Annotated in this window: 18 protein-coding genes; 10 read left to right on the top strand and 8 right to left on the bottom strand. The window is 29.7% G+C overall.

The window, feature by feature from the left end:
- Positions 1–27: 27 nt before the first annotated feature.
- Positions 28–1,074, bottom strand: a complete 1,047-nt coding sequence (locus B6F84_RS01990; RefSeq protein WP_148690670.1) for a glycosyltransferase family 4 protein — start codon at positions 1,072–1,074, stop codon at positions 28–30.
- A gap of 654 nt (positions 1,075–1,728) precedes the next feature.
- Here B6F84_RS01990 and B6F84_RS01985 point away from each other — a divergent pair.
- Both B6F84_RS01985 and B6F84_RS01980 read left to right on the top strand, forming a co-directional pair.
- On the top strand, positions 1,729–1,986 hold the full coding sequence (locus B6F84_RS01985; RefSeq protein WP_148690669.1) for a hypothetical protein: 258 nt from the start codon (positions 1,729–1,731) through the stop codon (positions 1,984–1,986).
- A 273-nt stretch (positions 1,987–2,259) separates the two neighbouring features.
- Positions 2,260–3,249 (top strand): NAD(P)/FAD-dependent oxidoreductase, encoded by a 990-nt coding sequence (locus tag B6F84_RS01980; RefSeq protein WP_148690668.1) that lies wholly within the window; start codon positions 2,260–2,262, stop codon positions 3,247–3,249.
- 4 nt (positions 3,250–3,253) lie between these two features.
- Here B6F84_RS01980 and B6F84_RS01975 read toward each other — a convergent pair whose 3' ends face one another.
- The gene (locus B6F84_RS01975) at positions 3,254–4,501 is read right to left on the bottom strand and encodes an MFS transporter (RefSeq protein ID WP_148690667.1); all 1,248 of its coding nucleotides are present in this window, start codon (positions 4,499–4,501) and stop codon (positions 3,254–3,256) included.
- A 31-nt stretch (positions 4,502–4,532) separates the two neighbouring features.
- A complete protein-coding gene (locus B6F84_RS01970) occupies positions 4,533–6,272 on the bottom strand; it encodes a molybdopterin-dependent oxidoreductase (RefSeq protein WP_148690666.1) in 1,740 nt (579 codons plus the stop codon).
- Between the two features lie 51 nt (positions 6,273–6,323).
- Between B6F84_RS01970 and B6F84_RS01965 the strand changes: the two genes are divergently transcribed.
- The gene (locus B6F84_RS01965) at positions 6,324–6,917 is read left to right on the top strand and encodes a 2-keto-4-pentenoate hydratase (protein WP_148690665.1); all 594 of its coding nucleotides are present in this window, start codon (positions 6,324–6,326) and stop codon (positions 6,915–6,917) included.
- Between the two features lie 25 nt (positions 6,918–6,942).
- The gene (locus B6F84_RS01960; RefSeq protein WP_148690664.1) at positions 6,943–7,542 is read left to right on the top strand and encodes a class I SAM-dependent methyltransferase; all 600 of its coding nucleotides are present in this window, start codon (positions 6,943–6,945) and stop codon (positions 7,540–7,542) included.
- Here B6F84_RS01960 and sepP read toward each other — a convergent pair.
- On the bottom strand, positions 7,510–8,121 hold the full coding sequence (gene sepP / locus B6F84_RS01955; protein WP_148690663.1) for an undecaprenyl-diphosphatase SepP: 612 nt from the start codon (positions 8,119–8,121) through the stop codon (positions 7,510–7,512). The two genes, B6F84_RS01960 and sepP, sit on opposite strands and share 33 nt — an antisense overlap.
- Before the next feature lie 180 nt (positions 8,122–8,301).
- Here sepP and B6F84_RS01950 point away from each other — a divergent pair, with 180 nt between their 5' ends.
- The 5 genes from B6F84_RS01950 (at position 8,302) to B6F84_RS01930 (ending at position 12,658) form a co-directional block, all read left to right on the top strand.
- Positions 8,302–8,790 carry a DUF2299 domain-containing protein gene (locus B6F84_RS01950; protein WP_148690662.1) on the top strand — a complete coding sequence of 163 codons (489 nt, stop codon included), beginning with the start codon at positions 8,302–8,304 and terminating at the stop codon, positions 8,788–8,790.
- A gap of 21 nt (positions 8,791–8,811) precedes the next feature.
- Positions 8,812–9,387, top strand: a complete 576-nt coding sequence (locus B6F84_RS01945; protein ID WP_148690661.1) for an alpha/beta hydrolase family protein — start codon at positions 8,812–8,814, stop codon at positions 9,385–9,387.
- A 53-nt stretch (positions 9,388–9,440) separates the two neighbouring features.
- Positions 9,441–10,814 (top strand): MFS transporter, encoded by a 1,374-nt coding sequence (locus B6F84_RS01940; RefSeq protein ID WP_148690660.1) that lies wholly within the window; start codon positions 9,441–9,443, stop codon positions 10,812–10,814.
- Between the two features lie 30 nt (positions 10,815–10,844).
- The gene (locus B6F84_RS01935) at positions 10,845–11,156 is read left to right on the top strand and encodes a hypothetical protein (protein ID WP_148690659.1); all 312 of its coding nucleotides are present in this window, start codon (positions 10,845–10,847) and stop codon (positions 11,154–11,156) included.
- 95 nt (positions 11,157–11,251) lie between these two features.
- Complete coding sequence (locus tag B6F84_RS01930; RefSeq protein WP_148690658.1) at positions 11,252–12,658, top strand: tRNA uridine(34) 5-carboxymethylaminomethyl modification radical SAM/GNAT enzyme Elp3; 1,407 nt, start codon at positions 11,252–11,254, stop codon at positions 12,656–12,658.
- On the opposite strand, the gene thiI is transcribed toward B6F84_RS01930, so the two are convergent.
- From thiI to B6F84_RS01915, 3 genes are read right to left on the bottom strand one after another with little or no spacing between them, the layout of a single operon-like run.
- Positions 12,642–14,036 (bottom strand): tRNA uracil 4-sulfurtransferase ThiI, encoded by a 1,395-nt coding sequence (gene thiI / locus B6F84_RS01925; protein WP_148690657.1) that lies wholly within the window; start codon positions 14,034–14,036, stop codon positions 12,642–12,644. The two genes, B6F84_RS01930 and thiI, sit on opposite strands and share 17 nt — an antisense overlap.
- A 33-nt stretch (positions 14,037–14,069) precedes the next feature.
- Complete coding sequence (locus tag B6F84_RS01920; RefSeq protein ID WP_148690656.1) at positions 14,070–14,432, bottom strand: hypothetical protein; 363 nt, start codon at positions 14,430–14,432, stop codon at positions 14,070–14,072.
- Between the two features lie 31 nt (positions 14,433–14,463).
- A complete protein-coding gene (locus B6F84_RS01915) occupies positions 14,464–14,691 on the bottom strand; it encodes an SWIM zinc finger family protein (protein WP_148690655.1) in 228 nt (75 codons plus the stop codon).
- Between the two features lie 168 nt (positions 14,692–14,859).
- On the opposite strand from B6F84_RS01915, the gene B6F84_RS01910 reads away from it, so the two are divergent.
- Positions 14,860–15,738: a hypothetical protein gene (locus tag B6F84_RS01910; protein ID WP_148690654.1), complete on the top strand. Its 879-nt coding sequence runs from the start codon at positions 14,860–14,862 to the stop codon at positions 15,736–15,738.
- Here the strand turns inward: B6F84_RS01910 and B6F84_RS01905 are convergent.
- Positions 15,729–17,366 (bottom strand): AAA family ATPase, encoded by a 1,638-nt coding sequence (locus B6F84_RS01905; RefSeq protein WP_148692805.1) that lies wholly within the window; start codon positions 17,364–17,366, stop codon positions 15,729–15,731. The genes B6F84_RS01910 and B6F84_RS01905 overlap by 10 nt on opposite strands.
- Positions 17,367–17,451: the final 85 nt, after the last annotated feature.

Raw genomic sequence — 17,451 nt, 5'->3', positions numbered from 1 at the left:
TTTATAGAATGTAAATATAGAATTAAACTAATTAAGAAAATTTGATATATATTCCCATAATTCCCTCTTAAATCTCTCCGTAGAGAAAAATTTGCTCTTTTCTGATAGTTCCTTTCTTTTTGATAAAGGAATATTTTTAATTTCTAAGATTTTCTGTGATGCTTCATCAATTGTAGTATAAGAAAATTCTGGCACTAATTCAGATGCTCCGCTCTCTCTAGGAACTATTGGCACTAATCCAGCACTCATAGCTTCTACTACTGGTATTCCAAAATGCTCTCCTTCAGTTGGATGAAAATAACAACAAGCTTTTGACATTATCTCTATGAGTTCATCCTCAGTTTTATTTGTTAGTATCAAAATCTTTGCATTTTTCTGTTTAGCTATTTTTTCCAATTCTATTAAATATTTTTTATCATTAAGATAACCTACTATCACAGCAGGTAATTTAGTTTTAGATGATACTTCTATTACCCGTTCTAGGAATTTACCTCTCTCAATTCTAGCTATAGTAAGTATATAACCATCATTATTCTCATGAAAAGCTTTGTTAAATTTTTCGTATTCTACTGGAGGATATATGACTTTGGGCTGAATTCCATATTGATCAGCCAATACTTTAGCAGAATAGTAAGAATTAGCTATAATTTTAGCCCTCTTATACTCATCTTTCATAAGACCTAAAAAGAGCTTATATGGCATTCTGTAGACTTTCCAGAATAATGATCTAGAATATTTAGTTACGCTAAATGGTGATGAACCAGTATAAATTATGTGTATTCCTTTCTTAGATAAAGGGATAGGAGAACCAGCTAAATTTAGATATATTCTGGAATAAATTTTAGATGCAACAAAATAGACAAAGATTCTTTGATACCTATCAAACTTAGAAAAATGAAAAGGAAGGAAATATTTTATAGGTAATCCATATTCGTTCTCTGGTTTAGAAAAAGTAGCTATAGTAAAATCTATTTTATGGTCTTTAATAACATCTATTGCAGTAAAAACTACTTTTCCCTCCCCGCTTTTGTAGGAAAGATTATGATGAACAATAGTAATCAGCTTCTTTTCCATTATTGTATACTGCGATACGCAAACTATTAATCATTATCCGTTGAGTTTATTCATAGCGTTGTATAGGTATTTATAATGTTTTAGAAGTCAACAAGGTTCTCATAAACTTGAATCCACGTTAATCTTAATACAAATAATTCTATGTTACATAAAATTTATAACTGACAACTGTGGGCGCACTCCTACAATAAACCTAGAAGAGTATTGCATTTTTATATCTAACGATTTATACAACTAGAAATGTTCATTTAAACACTCGTATTTGAGCAAATTAGTTCTACTATTTAGAGAAGAGGTTAGAAGTTTTGAATAATTTACAAACTTAATGAATCCTATACAGAAACTATTAACTTAGGTAGTTAGAGAGTAATCATCTTAAGTTTTCCAGTTCTATAACTTGCTCTTTATTAAGTTAGACGTATTTTTATGAGATAGAAATTTTATTCAATAAAATTATTCTAAGTATCTTTTTGTAACTATTATAATTTTCCATTTATTTACCAAGAAGTCTTATGTCAAGTTTCGTAAATGTGATCTTATACTATATTTTGTTATATTTACAACAAAAGAAAATTTTATTAATCTGCTTATTTTATAAGTTATATTTTCTGTTATTAAGTTGATTATAAAAACGTTAAATAACATTAAATATTTATGGAAGCTATAAAAGCTGGATACTCTAAGTTAAAAGAAATTATAGATAGCAAAGAAGTTTACTTGTTCAAAGGAGAAGACGAAGAATATTACTTAGTAGGTATAAAAGAAACTTCTTGTGCAGAAAAATCAAAAATAATAGATAAAGTGTTAGACGAAATATATAAGCATGGAGAAGAGTTTTTTGTTACTGTAATTATAACTTCTAAGGAAAACTTTGAAAAAATAAAAGATAGTCTAGGAACAAGAATTTTATGATGATTTATAAAAATAATTAATGTCATCAATTTATCTACCTATGTAAGAATATTATATGATCAATTTTAGGTTAGGCATTAGTCCTTTATTCTATTATTTTATAATTCCTTACTTATTAACGTTTCTAGAACTGATAACTTACATTGTTTATAAAGTTAAATAGAATAAGACTACAAAAATCGGAATTACTATAGTCATAATAAATACTATTTTATCTCTTTATAACTAAATAATGTAGAAAGATTTTTTACTTATATAGATAAAAAAGTGACTATGCAAGACGAATTATATGATGTTATAATTGTAGGAGCAGGAATAGCAGGAGTAAGTGCAGCATTATACACAGCTAGACAAAGAATGAACACGTTAGTAGTTTCAAAAGATTTAGGAGGCCAATTAAATCTTACTCAGTTAGTAGAGAACTATCCAGTAATTTCAGCAGATACGGGATTAGGATTAGTTACAAAAGTAGAATCTCAAGCTAAGAAATTTGGAGCTAAATTTATTTATGGCGAAGAAATTTCAGGATTAAGAAAAGAAGGAGATATATTTATTCTAAAGGGATTAAATAAAGAGTATAAAGCTAAGACTGTAATTCTTGCTTTTGGTAAATCTCCAAGAGAACTAAATGTACCAGGTGAAAAAGAATTAAAAGGTAAAGGAGTATCGTATTGTGCGATTTGTGATGCTGCGTTTTTTAAAGATGTGCCAGCGGCTGTAGTAGGAGAAGGAGAACCAGGTTTAGAAGCAATAGAACTTCTAGGTAGATACGCAAAACCAGCATATTATATTTCTAAGACTCCTCAACTTGTTGGAGAACCAGAACTAGTTAAAGCAGTAACTTCAAATAAAAATATTGTTACAATGTTAGGATATAGCGTAGTAGAAATAAGAGGTAACTCAAAAATTAACTCAATCGTAATAAAAAATCTAAAAACTGGAGAAATAAAAGAACTTGAGATAGAAGGAGTAATTATAGAGATGGGATATATTTTAAATACAAACTTCTTAAAAGGTCTAATTAGGCTAAATCAGAATGGAGAAATTATAGTTGACGATTTGGCTAGAACTTCAATGGAAGGAGTATTTGCAGCAGGTGATATTACTCAAGTGCCATATAAGCAAGCAATTATTGCCGCAGCTGATGGTGTAAAGGCAGCATTATCTGCATATAATTATTTGAGGAACAAGCAAGGATTGCCTCCTGTTAATGTAGATTGGAAGGCAGAAAAGAAAAAAGCTGTAGTATCATTTAGATTATAATTTTTTATCCTTCTTCTATATATTTAAAGATAAATGCGGATATAAATAATAATATCCCTGCTATTGCAAAATTTACAGTAAAACTTATGCTACTTATATATCCTGAAGCTAAAGATCCAATAAACATAGCTATTCCTACTAATGTGCTGTAAACTCCTAAAGTAGTTCCTTGTCTTCTTCCTCCTACTGCTTTAAATATTAATGTATTAGATGACGAATAGTAAGCGGAATAAGCTAGTCCAGCTGATAAAGGATAAAATATAAATCCAAATAATTCAGTAATAAATGCACTAAAAATTAGTGATATACCCATTAGAATATATCCTGAACCTCTAAGTAATAACGCTCTAAAACTTACCTCTTTTTCATCTCTACTTTCTAAATATTTGCCTATTCCATGGAATGTCAATATTTGGACAAGCATTCCTTCTGTTATTATTCCAAGTACAATAGACTTGTCTAATCCTTTTTCGTATAAACTTGCCGGGTATAATGTATTAAATAATCCACTTGAGATATAAAAAATAAATATAGCTAAATATAGCAATGGCAAATAATTTATTGGTTTTTTAGTTAACCTAGATAATCTAAACATCTTAAAACTATGAATATTAGGTATATGCAGAAAGATTAATGGAAGCATCTTAAGTCTAGTTAGAAATGATTCTTTACTGTGAACGATTGATTTTCTTTCAATTCCTATAAACGCTCTTGGTGTATATTTATATGCTACAAAAAATGCTGAAAATGCAATTATTGACAAAATAAGATAAAGCACATATATTCTTATAAAGAGAACTAAAAACGTTGAAATAATCAATCCTATCAGCGTACCTATTGACGAAAACATAGATAGTTTTGAGAAATTTGATGCCCATTTAGTTTTTTCACTACTTTCCATAACTAGTAAATTCATTGGAGTTGTGTAAGATGTAGAAAAGAAAGTCAAAGCACCATAGTCAGAAATAAGTAATGGAATACTACTAATGAAGAATGCTGCAAATAATAACATAAATGATGCTAGAAATCCAGCCAAAATTATTTTTCTTATGTCCATTCTATCTGATAACATTCCCCAGAATATTGACGCTGGAATTAACATAACATTAGATACTGTTATAGCATAGGCTACATCAAGAGAATTTCCTCCTAAATTTAATATCTCTAGAGTGATTAAAGTTGATAATGGACCTAAGGAGATATTGAATAGTAATGGAGAAATCATCCATTTGCTGTCTTTTGTTTTTATCAAATGAAATTCAGTATAAGCAATCTTAGTAAAGTTAATAAAGCAATCTACTAGCCGATTTTATTTTGATATTTAAGTTAGGCGTACCACCGAATTTTCCTTTACTAGGTTTTATAATAGAGTTTATTGGCATATTTTGCAAATCGAATAGGTTGGATTTGAACAGAAAATAAATTCCATCAGGAATATCTGAAGACTTTTTAAAAATCACTTTAACCTTTCCAATTTCAGATTCTATTGCTCCTTCTCCATCTAATTTCGAATTATATACAACTGGAATCTTATTTCCATAAATTTCTTTAAATTGACTATTAGTATAGTTTGGATGAGCAGAATATATCATAAATTCTCCATTAGGAAATTCTAAATCTGTCGGAGTAGGAAATGGATCTAAGGAAAAAGTATTAGAATATTTTGGTTCTATTTTTACAATCTTTCTGGAAAGTAAATCAGAAATATTTACATTTGTATTTCTTAAAGCGAAATTTACAGCTTTCATTGGTTCCTCAAATAATAAAGGGTCATTCAATTCTAGACTATTAGCTAGCCTTTGCATAAGCTCTACTTCTGTTATTGCATTATTGTTACGAATTATTGGTTCATTATATATAAGATAATTATGCCAATAGCTGTATACTATATCATTCTTTTCTAAGAAAGTAGGTGCTGGAAAAACCAAGTTAGCTATTTTTGCTGTTTCAGACCAAAAAGGATCGTGGACTACTAGAAATATTCTTCCATCATTTACTGCTTCTATTATCTTATTGCTCCCAGGTAAGGAGTGTATAGGATTCGAATTCCATACAAAAATTATCTTAAATTCATTTATTCTGTCTCCAACTTCTCCCATGCCTATGATCTTTCTTGGTTTGTACTTATGTAATCCTCTTAAATAATCAAAATCTATTCCTAATCCTTGACTATTTGCATAGAAGAATCCTTTTTCTATTCCTAGAAGTTTTGGAATTATTGAAATTAAGCCTATCGAATATCCTCCATTTATACTTCTACCCAACGCGAAGCCTATAATTGTTAGAGGTTTATAATAGTAATAAAGGTCAGCTAATTCCTCTATTTCTTCTTCCTTTAATCCAGTTGCTTTAATAATTGTATCCATATCAAAGGCTTTGACTTTATTCTTTAGTTCGTCATTTTGTATGTATTCCTTCCAAATAAGAAATTTCATTATACCTATAGCTAGGTATGCATCAGAACCAGGCTTTACAATGAAATATTTTTCGCTCTTTTTTGCTGTTTCACTTTTTCTTACATCTATAGTAATTTTATATTTATCCTTTAGTATTCTCCATCCATGTATGAAACTTATTGAAGCTTCGCTTCCCCAAAAAACTGCTGCTGAAAATTTCTCAAAATCTTCTGGTAAGGCTCCTATACTATTACCATAATGAGACTTTATTGCAGCATGTCCCTCACTACTACAAATTGAATAGTCAGTACTAGCAGATCCTAAAAAATTCCAGATTCTAGCAGGATAATACCAAGTAAGTAAACCTTGGTTTCCATCATAATCTATGTGAAGTATTTCTTCTGGTTTTGCTTCGCGTATTTTCTTGGCTAACAATTGAATTCCTTCATTGATACTTATTTCTTTTCCATTGTAATAAGCAGAAGAAATTCTATTAATACTATTTCTTTTTAAATCAGCTATACCTCTGGAACAAGTAAATCCATTTATGGGGAAAATTTTTAATGGTTTATAACTTTCATCGAATATACAAGTATCATAACAATCTCTAGTACAACTAATTACCATAAATTAGTCTATGTGGTGACTTTTAATAATTTGCCTTTTAATTTTTTATATATGGATAAAGCAACTCAATTGTTTGAGGCTTATAAATCTAGAAAAGAGATAGATCCGTTTCCTTTATCTGAAGAAGAAGCACAAAAAGTAGGGCAAGAATTTTCTAAAATGTTAATAGATTACGAAGGATTAGGGGGGTATAAAATAACAAAAAATGGTGCAGTGGGAGTATTAACAAAGCCTATGATAACGTTCAGCGATATTGAATTATGGTTTAAAATAAATAAATTAGAAGTAGAAATTATCGCTTTAGTAAAAAATGGTAAAATAGAAAGAACATATATTGGACTTGAAATTCCTGCTACTAGGTTTAATAAATGGGATTTACCACCGCATTACGTTATTGCTGATGATGCCTTTGCTGGAAGACTATACGTAGGAAAAGAAATTGAACCACCTTACGGATCTTTTAAGTTATTTATTAATGAAAAATTTATTTCAGCAGGCGCTCCTTCCTATACTCCATCAGAAGTAGTTAAGAGTTTTATGGAAGGATATGTAGCATTAGGAGCATTTATAGGTCCTGTAAAAATATCTAAAGGAGACAAAATTAGAGTCGAAGGTAAAAAAACTATATCAGTAAAAATAATATAACTCTCATATTTAATTTATGATTAAAATGGCTAACAATTTTTTAGAAAAAAAATTAACTAAAGAAGCATATGAAAATATAGTTTATAGACGAAGGCCACTCAATATTAATATTACTGAATTTCCTGTAGGAGATATAGGTTGTGGATCAGGACAGAACTGTAGTGTAATAAAAAGTTTTACCATATGTCTAGATATAGCAGTTAGACAGCTAGAAATTGCTAAGAAAAAAGGATGCGAATACTTAGTTCAAGCCGATATGGAATATTTACCTTTTAGAAATTTTAGCTTTGGATACCTGCTCTATATAGCGTCACTTCATCACTTATCTGATCCAGATTTAGCATTAAAAGAAGCTAATAGAGTGCTGAAAGTTAATGGAAAGATATTTATTACAGTTTGGGGGAGACAACCAAAATTTCTATTTAGAAAAAAAGTTTATTTGAAAACTAAACTTAACGGTAAAGATTTACAGAGGTTTTATAGATTTTATTCTTCTTGGGAACTAAGAAAATATTGTGAATTAAATGGATTTAAAACTGAAAAATGTAGTTTATTTAGAGTTAAATCTATTTTTCCAAACAATGTTATGTATTTAGGCTCTAAAAAACCTTTCAACTCTAGATAAAACTCCTCTCTTTTCCATATCTACTGTAAAAAATGCTATCCACGCTCCCAGTAACCATCCACCTAGAATATCTGCAGGCCAGTGAACTCCAACATAAACCCTAGAGTAAGATACTATAATAGCTTCAATCATCATAACAATCCATAACCACTTATAAGTAGTCAGACTCAGTACTATTGCGCCATCAGATACTATTAGTGCGTGACCAGAAGGATAACTATAGTCAGTAGGTTTAGGAATTAGAAGATAATCAGGATGAATAAAATAGAATGGCCTAGGTTCAGCCATTATATATTTAGCTGCTTCACCTAGTATTATTGCTACTATAAATGACGCTGCTAAAGTAATAGCTACCTTTCTAGTCTGTTTAAATATAAGGAGAATAGCAGTTAATGGAATCCATACGTATTCTCTTCCATATTTAGTAAAAAATACCATAATAGGATTTAAAGCAGATATTTGATTATAATTAATTAATTTGAAGAAATATGCATTGAGAATAACATTTGGTTCTCCTACAATTTTAATATAAACAGAAAAAATAACGAAAATTAATAATAGCATCCAATATTTTCGCATGAAAGTTTTTACCTATATGCTTAATATAAAGTTTCTCCAGATTTGCATATCTTCAAACTCTCTTGTAGATGAAGATATCAGTTTCTCTAGTCATAGAACAAGATCTATAGAAGATTTTTAAATATTTTATGAAATTCAAATTCCCTAAAATATAATATATAGGTCACGCATACTATTTTTATGAATAGCAAATCAAATGATAATAAAATTCTTGAATGGGTAAAAGAGTTAGGATTAACTACAAATACTCCTCCACAAGCTAGGGAACCATTTCATATAGTTGCTATTCCTCCACAAAATGCTGGACCAGCATTAGAGATAGTAAGGCCACCAAATCAAAATATATATCTAGTTGTAATGGGAATAGGAATACATCAAGCTCATCAAGACGGTTTGAGAGGAATGAAACAAGAAGATAGAAAAAAGTTTCTAACAGAATTAAAATATGATCTACTTAAAATGGGAGTTGACTTTGCTTTTATGCCTTTAGAAGGAGAAATACCACAAGCTATTCAGATTTCTAGAATGCTTTTAGCTGAAGATTTGACGCCTAATGATTTCATAAATGCAGTATACTTAGTAAGAAATGCAGGTTTATATACTATATTCAAATTTAGTGATACTTTCGGCTCTACACAAAATAAGTTCCAAGCAATACGCTACACATGAAATCTGTTAAGGTCGTATTTCATGAAATCTTTAGTAATACATGGTAAAGGTTCATCACCAGGAAAAGTAGAATGGCTAGCAAACCCATTAAGGAAATATGGAGATGTGCAAGTTCCAGATTTTGATATGGAAGTTAAGGAAGGAATAGAGAAGGCTTTAAGTTTTGATTTTGATTGTATTGCAGGACATTCTAGAGGTGGAGTTATTGCTCTTATTGCTGCAGCAATAAAGGGAACCTGTGCAATTGCAGTAAGTGCTCCAGCTGATAGGCTAAGACAAAAACAATATCTTTCAAAATTTCCTGAAGGTACAATTCAATATAAGAATTATCAAGATTTACTAAAAATTTCTGATGATGAATTAAAAGAATATTCTGCTATTACATATGCTAGAAAATTAAATAACGTGCTATTATTACATGGAAGTAAAGACGAAATGGTTGAAAAAGAGCAAAGCATCAATTTATGCAACGAAATAATTAAATATGGAGGTAAGTGCGAACTAAAAATTATTGACATGAAGCATTCTCCACCTAAAAGTAAAGAAAAAGAAATATACGAAATTATTCAAAACTGGATAAATAATAATATCCTGTGATATACTGTTAGTAGATACTCAAATTTATTAACATTTAGTATTTACTTATAAATATGTCACGACTAACTTGGAAGAATGTCATAGTATCTGGAATGGGAGTATTTACTGATGGATATAACTTATATTCAATATCTTTAACTTACTACTTTATTTCTTCATCTTTTCATTTTTCTAATTTGAGTTTAGGATTAATTATAGCTTCGTCTTATTATGGCGCAGCTATTACAGCACTAATTTTCGGAGTATTAGCTGACAGAATTGGAAGAAAAGCTATGTATGGGATCGATGCTCTAATGATGAGTATTGGGGCATTAGGTCAAGCGTTTGTCCAAAATATACCAGAACTATTCCTATTTAGATTGCTTCTAGGAGCAGGAATTGGAGCAGATTATGTTTTATCTCCGATAATAGTAGCGGAGAATGCTAACGCTAAAAATAGGGGGAAATTAATGGTTATAACATTTGCTCTTATGTGGGGGCTTGGCGCAGTAGCAGCTGCGTTTGCAGAACAGTTAACTATAGTATTTGGTTTAAGTTCTGCTTTAATTTGGAGGATAGTATTAGGAGCTGGTGCAATTCCAGCTTTCTCAGTAATACTCCTAAGAAGAAAAATATATGAAACAATGCTTTACGTAAGTAGAATAAAGCCTAAAGAACAAGATATACGAGGAATAGAAAAAGAAATAGGAAAAAAATTGACAATAAATAGGGATAACTTACCATTTAAGCAAAGATTGAAATCTTCTGCGTTTCTAATAGTTGTAGCTTCAATTCTTTGGTTATTATATGATATTTATTCATCAACTTTTTCTGTATATGGACCAATAGCAGTAGCTGGCAATTTAGGAATATCACCTATAGAGTTTACTTATGTAGCTCAATTTGCAGCAGGTATACCAGGGCAATTAGTCTGTTTATTCTTAATAGACAAAATAGGTAGAAAGCCATTAATAGTTGTTGGATATGCAGGAGTAGCTTTTTGGCTTTTTATGTACTTTGTATTGCTAAGTTATCCTTCAGTGTTTGGTTTACATTTTTCTGTACCAAAGAATCCTATTGATGCTTCAGAAGCGTTAACTGGAATTGCAGCAATGTTAGGATTTTCATTTTATCTTTTGAATTATTTGTTTTCTGCTATAGGTCCTGCATCAATAATAGGTTCTGCAATGGTAACTCCAGAACTAGTACCTACTAAGGTTAGAGGAACAGGTCAAGCAATTAGCGTAAGTATAGATAGATTATCAGCGGCTTTAGCTAGTACTGCATTTCCATTGCTTTTGTCTGATTATGGATTTCCATTAATGATTGGTATATATTCTGCTATAGCATTAATTTCCAGCTTAGTTACGCTTTTCCTTATTCCAGAGACAAAGGGTAAGGAATTAGAGTATATAGCATTAAGATCTAGTAGTAGCAAAAATACTTAAAAGCATTATCAAATTAATTATAACAATTAAATGGAGCCATTCTATTTTAAATCTTATAATAAGACGATAGGAGTAGCACATAACGTAAAGGAATTACAAGAAGGAATTGAACATTTAGATCAAGAAGCAATAAAATATCATCTAAAAGAAGGTCATGTAGTAGCATGGTTAAATTACATAGGAGAAAAAGGCTTAGCTGAGATATTAAAAGGAGTTGAAGATCCAAAAGAAGCAGTTAGTAGAATAAAAGAGTATGAAATGTTAAAAGATTCAATGCAAAAATTACCAACTAAACCTAAAAAACAAAGCTGGAAGAAGAAATATTATAAACTTAACTATTAATTAAGATAAGTGGATTTTTATTTTTTATATTATATTTAAATCTTAAAATGAAGATAGGTTAAGGTTATATTTATGCATTTTTAGAATCTATTTAAATGTTAAAAAAACCTGTAAGAACAATTTCTGGAGTTGCTCCAGTATCAGTAATGACTCACCCTCATAGATGTCCTCATGGAAAATGTATTTTTTGTCCAGGAGGTGTAGATTATGGTACTCCACAAAGTTATTATGGCAAAGAACCAACACTTATGAGAGCAATAGAGAATAATTATCATCCATACTACCAAGTTAAATCTAGACTCAATCAGTATATGATAAATGGTCATATTCCAGATAAGGTAGAATTAATAATAATGGGTGGGACATTTCTTTCTACTTCAATTGACTATCAAGATTGGTTCGTAACAAATGCATTAGAAGCAATGAATAATTTTCCTGGAGATAAAAGTAATAACTTTGTTTATCTAGAAGATGCACAGCTTAGAAATGAAACAGCAGAAATTAGATGCGTTGGAATTACGATAGAAACTAAACCAGATTGGGCTAAAGAATGGCATGCAGATCAAATGCTTAAGCTTGGTACAACAAAAGTAGAGTTGGGAGTTCAAACAATATATGACGATATATTGAAAAAAACTAATAGAGGGCATACAGTTAAAGATTCTATCGAAGCTACACGTATATTGAAAAATTCTGGATTTAAAATTGTATATCATATAATGCTTGGTTTACCTTATTCTGACCCAGATAAGGATTTAAATACAATTAGAGAAATATTTTCTAATCCAGACTATATGCCAGACATGCTAAAGATATATCCTACTTTAGTAGTTGAGACAGCACCTTTAGCGGAAATATGGAAAAAAGGAATGTATACTCCGTATGATACAGATACATTAATTGATATAATTTCAGAGGCTTATAGATACATTCCTAAATGGGTAAGAATAATGAGAATACAAAGAGATATTCCAGCCACTATAATATTAGCTGGTAATAGGAAAGGTAATTTGAGGGAACTTGCTGAAAAGAGAGCAGTAGAGAAAGGCATTCAAATAAATGAGATTAGATATAGAGAAGTAGGAATTGCATGGATTCATAGGAGAGAATCTCCCTCAAATATAAGGCTTCAAAAAGTAGAATATGAAGCAAGTGGAGGTACAGAAACCTTCATATCCTTTGAGTCAGAAAATAATTTAATTATAGGCTATCTAAGATTAAGGAAACCATCTAATTCTCATAGGAAAGAAATAGATGAAAAAACTACTATAGTTAGAGAATTACACGTTTATGGAGAAGAAGTTCCTATAGGTGAAAAGAACGAGAAAGCATTTCAACATAAAGGTTATGGTTCAAAATTATTAGAGGAGGCAGAAAGAATATCAAAAGAAGAATTTGATGCTAAAAAAATTGCAGTACTATCTGGTATAGGCGTTAGAGAATATTATAGAAAAAGAGGATATTATAAAGAGGGTCCGTATATGGTTAAGCTTTTACAATAGTCTTATTTAAGAATGCATAAGCATTATATCCCATTTTTCTTAGTCTATATGCCAAATCTCCACTCATTACTCCATTATAACAGTATAAGACATAAGTAGAATTTTTATCTCTAGTTTTTATAATATATTCAAAGACATCTTTAGGGTCAATTCTAATTGAGTTCGGAATATGAGATTTTTTATAGTCATTTTCATTTCTTAAATCTATTACTATTGCATTTTCTGGTATCTTATCTATAAAAACATTTTCAGTTTTAATTGTTTCATTTTGGGACAAAATCTCTTGTATAATTCCATCTAATTCCTTATCAATATATTCTATATCTTTAATTGAAGCTTTAGTTCTAGGCTTATGAGAAAATAATGCACAGTACTCTGGAACTTTAGTTGATAGATCAAAAGTACCAATTTTTTGGGCTAATTTTGTTATTTCATCTTTATCAAATCCTATTAAAGGTCTCAAAAATAAGGTATCTATCTTATATTCTAGCGAACTTAGAACAGAAAGTGTTTGCGAAGATACTTGTCCTAATGATTCTCCAGTTACTATTGCTTTATAACCATATTTTTGGGCTATTTCGTTAGCTAGTAAATATAATCCTCTTTTAAATGCTATGCTCCAAAATCTTCTATCAATTTTTTTCATTATTGTATAAATTAGTTTTCCACAATCTATGATGTAAACTTTTGGTGTATATCCTAATGACCATTCTTTAATTTTTTCGAAAATTAAGGAGATAGAAGATAAAGCTAATGGACCAGAGATGTCGCAATGTAATATATCTAGTGCTACTCCTCTCTTCATTATCATCCATGCTGCTACTGGAGAATCTATCCCGCCTGAAACTAAAGCAAGACCTCTTCCTTCCACGCCTATAGGTAATCCTCCTGGTCCTTCTATAATTTTATCGAAGAAGAAGGCCTTATTTTGCCTTATTTCGATATAAAAAGTTAGATCAGGATTTTTCAAATTTATCTTTCCGTATTGATATAATTTTTCTCCTATTCTTGATTCTACATCTATTGATGTAAAATTATGATTTCCAATTCTCCTTACTCTTATAGCAAAACTCTTGCCTCCTATTTTGTCTTTCCATATTTTCTCTGCATAATCAACTATTTCATTAATTGACGTAAAAGATATTTCTTCTGCTTCACTTATGCTTTTAACTCCAAAGACCTTAGGTGATGATACTTTAAGACAATCAGTATTACCATAAAGAAATATTCTTCCTTGTTCTTTTACTACTTTTGTTTCTCCACAATTATGATATTTAGCAGAATAAAGTAGGTTGCTTATCAGTACATTTTCCATTTTCTTTCGCACGTTTGTGCTTTTTATTCCAATTTCTCCATATCTCACTACTATAACTTTCACATAGTATGTTAATTTTTTAAAGCTTTAAACGTTTTATTCTTTCAAGCTTAGGTCGGCAATTTTTATTATATTTATATATTCATTCCAAAAATTATCCAATCTTGTTGTTTCTAATTTTTTTATAACTACCAAGTAGCAATAATTTTTATCAATATAAAATCCACATATATATCCTCTGCTAACTATATCGTTAGAATTCTTTTTGACTATTTTTCGATATACATCTAACGCTTCGCAATTAATCTTTCTAAAATAGTACACTATAAGGTCAGAATATACTATATCTATATTTAATGACTCTTTTAATAATATTCTATATCCTCTTTCTATAGGGCTTACTGATAAGATATGAAATCCAGACTTTTCTAAAATCTCTGAGATCTCTTTTAAGTCCACGCAATATAATATATCATAATACAATAAAAGTCTATTTTTTCTCAGTCTTTTTCATATTCTTAAAATGAGCCATATAGAATAAATAAAGCTTTACGGCATGAGGACATAATGAACTACCACAAGAGCAATTACTATCAACTAATTTACTTCTTTTAACTTTTATACTAACTTTATAGTATCCTACAATACATTTTGCCGGTACTAGTCCATATATTAGTGTTCCATCATTAGTATCTTTGATAGAGATAACTTTGCTCATAAATATAGATGTCTACTTTAGAATAATAAATAGTATCATCTGTTTAACTATATCTTTCGTAAATCTTGATAGTTTGTTTTTTAAAGGCGTATAAACTAAATATATTATATTTTTAACATTTTCCTTGAAAGTTAAAGCTTATAGGGAACTAAAACATATTTATAATATGTGTATTACTTCGAACTCATAATTATTTTGATCCTTTCAGTCTTTGGATTCTACTTTGGTGGAGATATTTTAGGAAGAAGTGGTAAAAAAATTTTGGGTCATGGTTTTATAGTAGGTATCGTATCAGCCTTTCCAGAACTACTTGTTATTTCTACACTTCTAATCTCTAGAGAATATTACCTAGCTATTTCGTCAGTTTTCACTACTGCGTTAACAATATATAGTATAGGAATTAGCTTAGTTAGTATTACAGTATTTTTAAAATGGAAGAAAAGTCAAATAACTATAAATAATTTTCAAATTCAACAAAAACCTATAATAGTAAGCATAATAGGAGTTTTAGCTTCAATATTTATAATTCACGAAATAAATATAGTTATAGGCATATTTTCGCTATTTGTGTTTGGCTACTATTTAATTAGAAATATTTCTAATAATATTCATCTATCGTTTAAAGACTTTGGATTTTTTGCTTTAGGTATGGTAATACTTTGGTTATCTTCTGAAGCTTTCGTTATTTCATCATCTACATTATTTCCTCAATGGATATTTTCAATATTTTTATTACCTATAGCTTTAAATATACAAGATATCATTGTAGCTATAAGAGGAAGTTTAAAAAGTCCAGATATAAGTTCTCAAATGACATTAAGTTTCTTAGTAGAGAGTATAGTAATAAGTTCATTTGTATTTGGTATTATAGGGATATCAAATATCTCTGGATTATATTTAGATTTAAGCTATCCATTAATAGCATTACTAATATCAAACATAGCAGTATTATTATTGTTTAATCATAATAATATTTCAATAAGAGAAAGTATTATATTATTATTAATGTATATTCTCGTCCCATTATCTACTGCATTTCATGGATGAAAATTCTCGTACATTTTTAATAGACTACTATCAACGCTAGGCTTCATATTCTTTAATACATTATAGAAATCATTATATTCCACTCTAGTCCTTAAAATCTTAGTTTGAGAGGCTTCTTTTAGTAAGTTTCTCTTTACTTCATCTGTAAGGAGTTTAAGATCAGCCGGAGTAAAATTTTCCGTGTTTCTTGCTATTTCATATATTATTTCATCTTCAATATCTAATCCTTTAGTTAATACTTTCAAAATGCTTATTCTTCCGTTTAAATCTGGGGGAGGAACATAAATTAACTTATCAAATCTACCTGGTCTAAGTATTGCAGGATCTAAATCCCAAGGCCTATTAGTTGCTCCTACTATTATTATATTTTCACTCTCTCTAATTCCATCCATCTGACTCAAAAGTTCAGTTAACGCACTTCTCCATTCGTTTAGCATTCTATTTTTAGCTATTGCATCAATTTCATCAATAAAAATTATGGAAGGAGCATTATCCCTAGCTATATTAAATTTCTCAGAAATAACTTCTGGTGCTTTTAGTCCAGCTGAAGCAATTTCTTCACCAGATAAAATAATAAATGACGCACTTAATCCATTAGCTAAAGCTTTAGCTACGCTAGTTTTTCCAGTTCCAGGTGGTCCATAGAGTAAAATACCTTTAACAGGTTTTATTCCTAATTTGTCAGCAAATTCCTTATTCTTTAATGGTAACTCTATTGAATCTCTTATTATTTGCTTTACGTTCTCCAGGTCACCTAAGCTATCCCAAGTTACCTCTGGAACTCCAAAAGGCGTAGATCTAACTTTCCTTCTGGAATATTTTTTTGCTATATTTTCAAATTTAATTAAAGTAGAAATTTGAACAGATGGTTTATATTCATCTAATGCTTTAAGATAATCCTCATCGGTACATTCTTTATTTTTCTCTTTACAATAAGCTTCAACTTCATCTACAATTAATTTTATATCAGCTGGAGAGTATCTAGCACTCTTCTTAGCTAATAAGTCATAATCTATATTCTTACCATTTAGATATCCCTTCCAAATTTCTTTTCTGCCTTCTTCGTCTGGCAGAGGGACATATAATACTTCATCAAACCTTCCTGGTCTTAAGAAAGCTTCATCAATACCCTGTGGTATATTAGTTGTTCCTATAATTAATATCTTATCTTTTTTATCATGAAAATCTTGAATTCTATTTAATAGGATATTTATTAATCTATGAGTAACTTCATGCAAATCATTATCTCTACTCATAGTAAAACTATCAATTTCATCTATTAGAAGAACAGCTGGTTGATTATTTTCCACTTCATCTAAGAAAGTGGTTATAAGAACTTCACTTTCTCCGTACCATTTACTAAGCACATCAGATGTCTTTAGTTCAAAGAAATTCCATTTTAATTTGTTAGCTATCGCCTTACTGAGGGAAGTTTTTCCAGTTCCTGGAGGGCCAAATAGTATAATACCATAAGTTTTTCCATTTTTAACTTCCTCTATTATTTCGTTTAACCTATTTTTAACATTTTTCTGATCAAAAATCTGATCAAAAGATATTGAAGGAATTCTATTCTTTATTTTATTTCCTTTTATTTTGCTAGACGCTATTCTATTAGCTCTAATAACCATAAGAAAGAATATTAAAGGGACTAGAAAGAATAGAAATTCCAAAACATCAATAGCTATGTTAATAGCATCTGATGCAGTAATCACA

Origin of the sequence: Acidianus manzaensis (assembly GCF_002116695.1) — an archaeon.
Lineage (GTDB): Archaea > Thermoproteota > Thermoprotei_A > Sulfolobales > Sulfolobaceae > Acidianus > Acidianus manzaensis.
The sequence above is the reverse complement of the archived record's forward strand: the minus strand, read 5'-3'. Positions and strand labels throughout refer to the sequence as shown.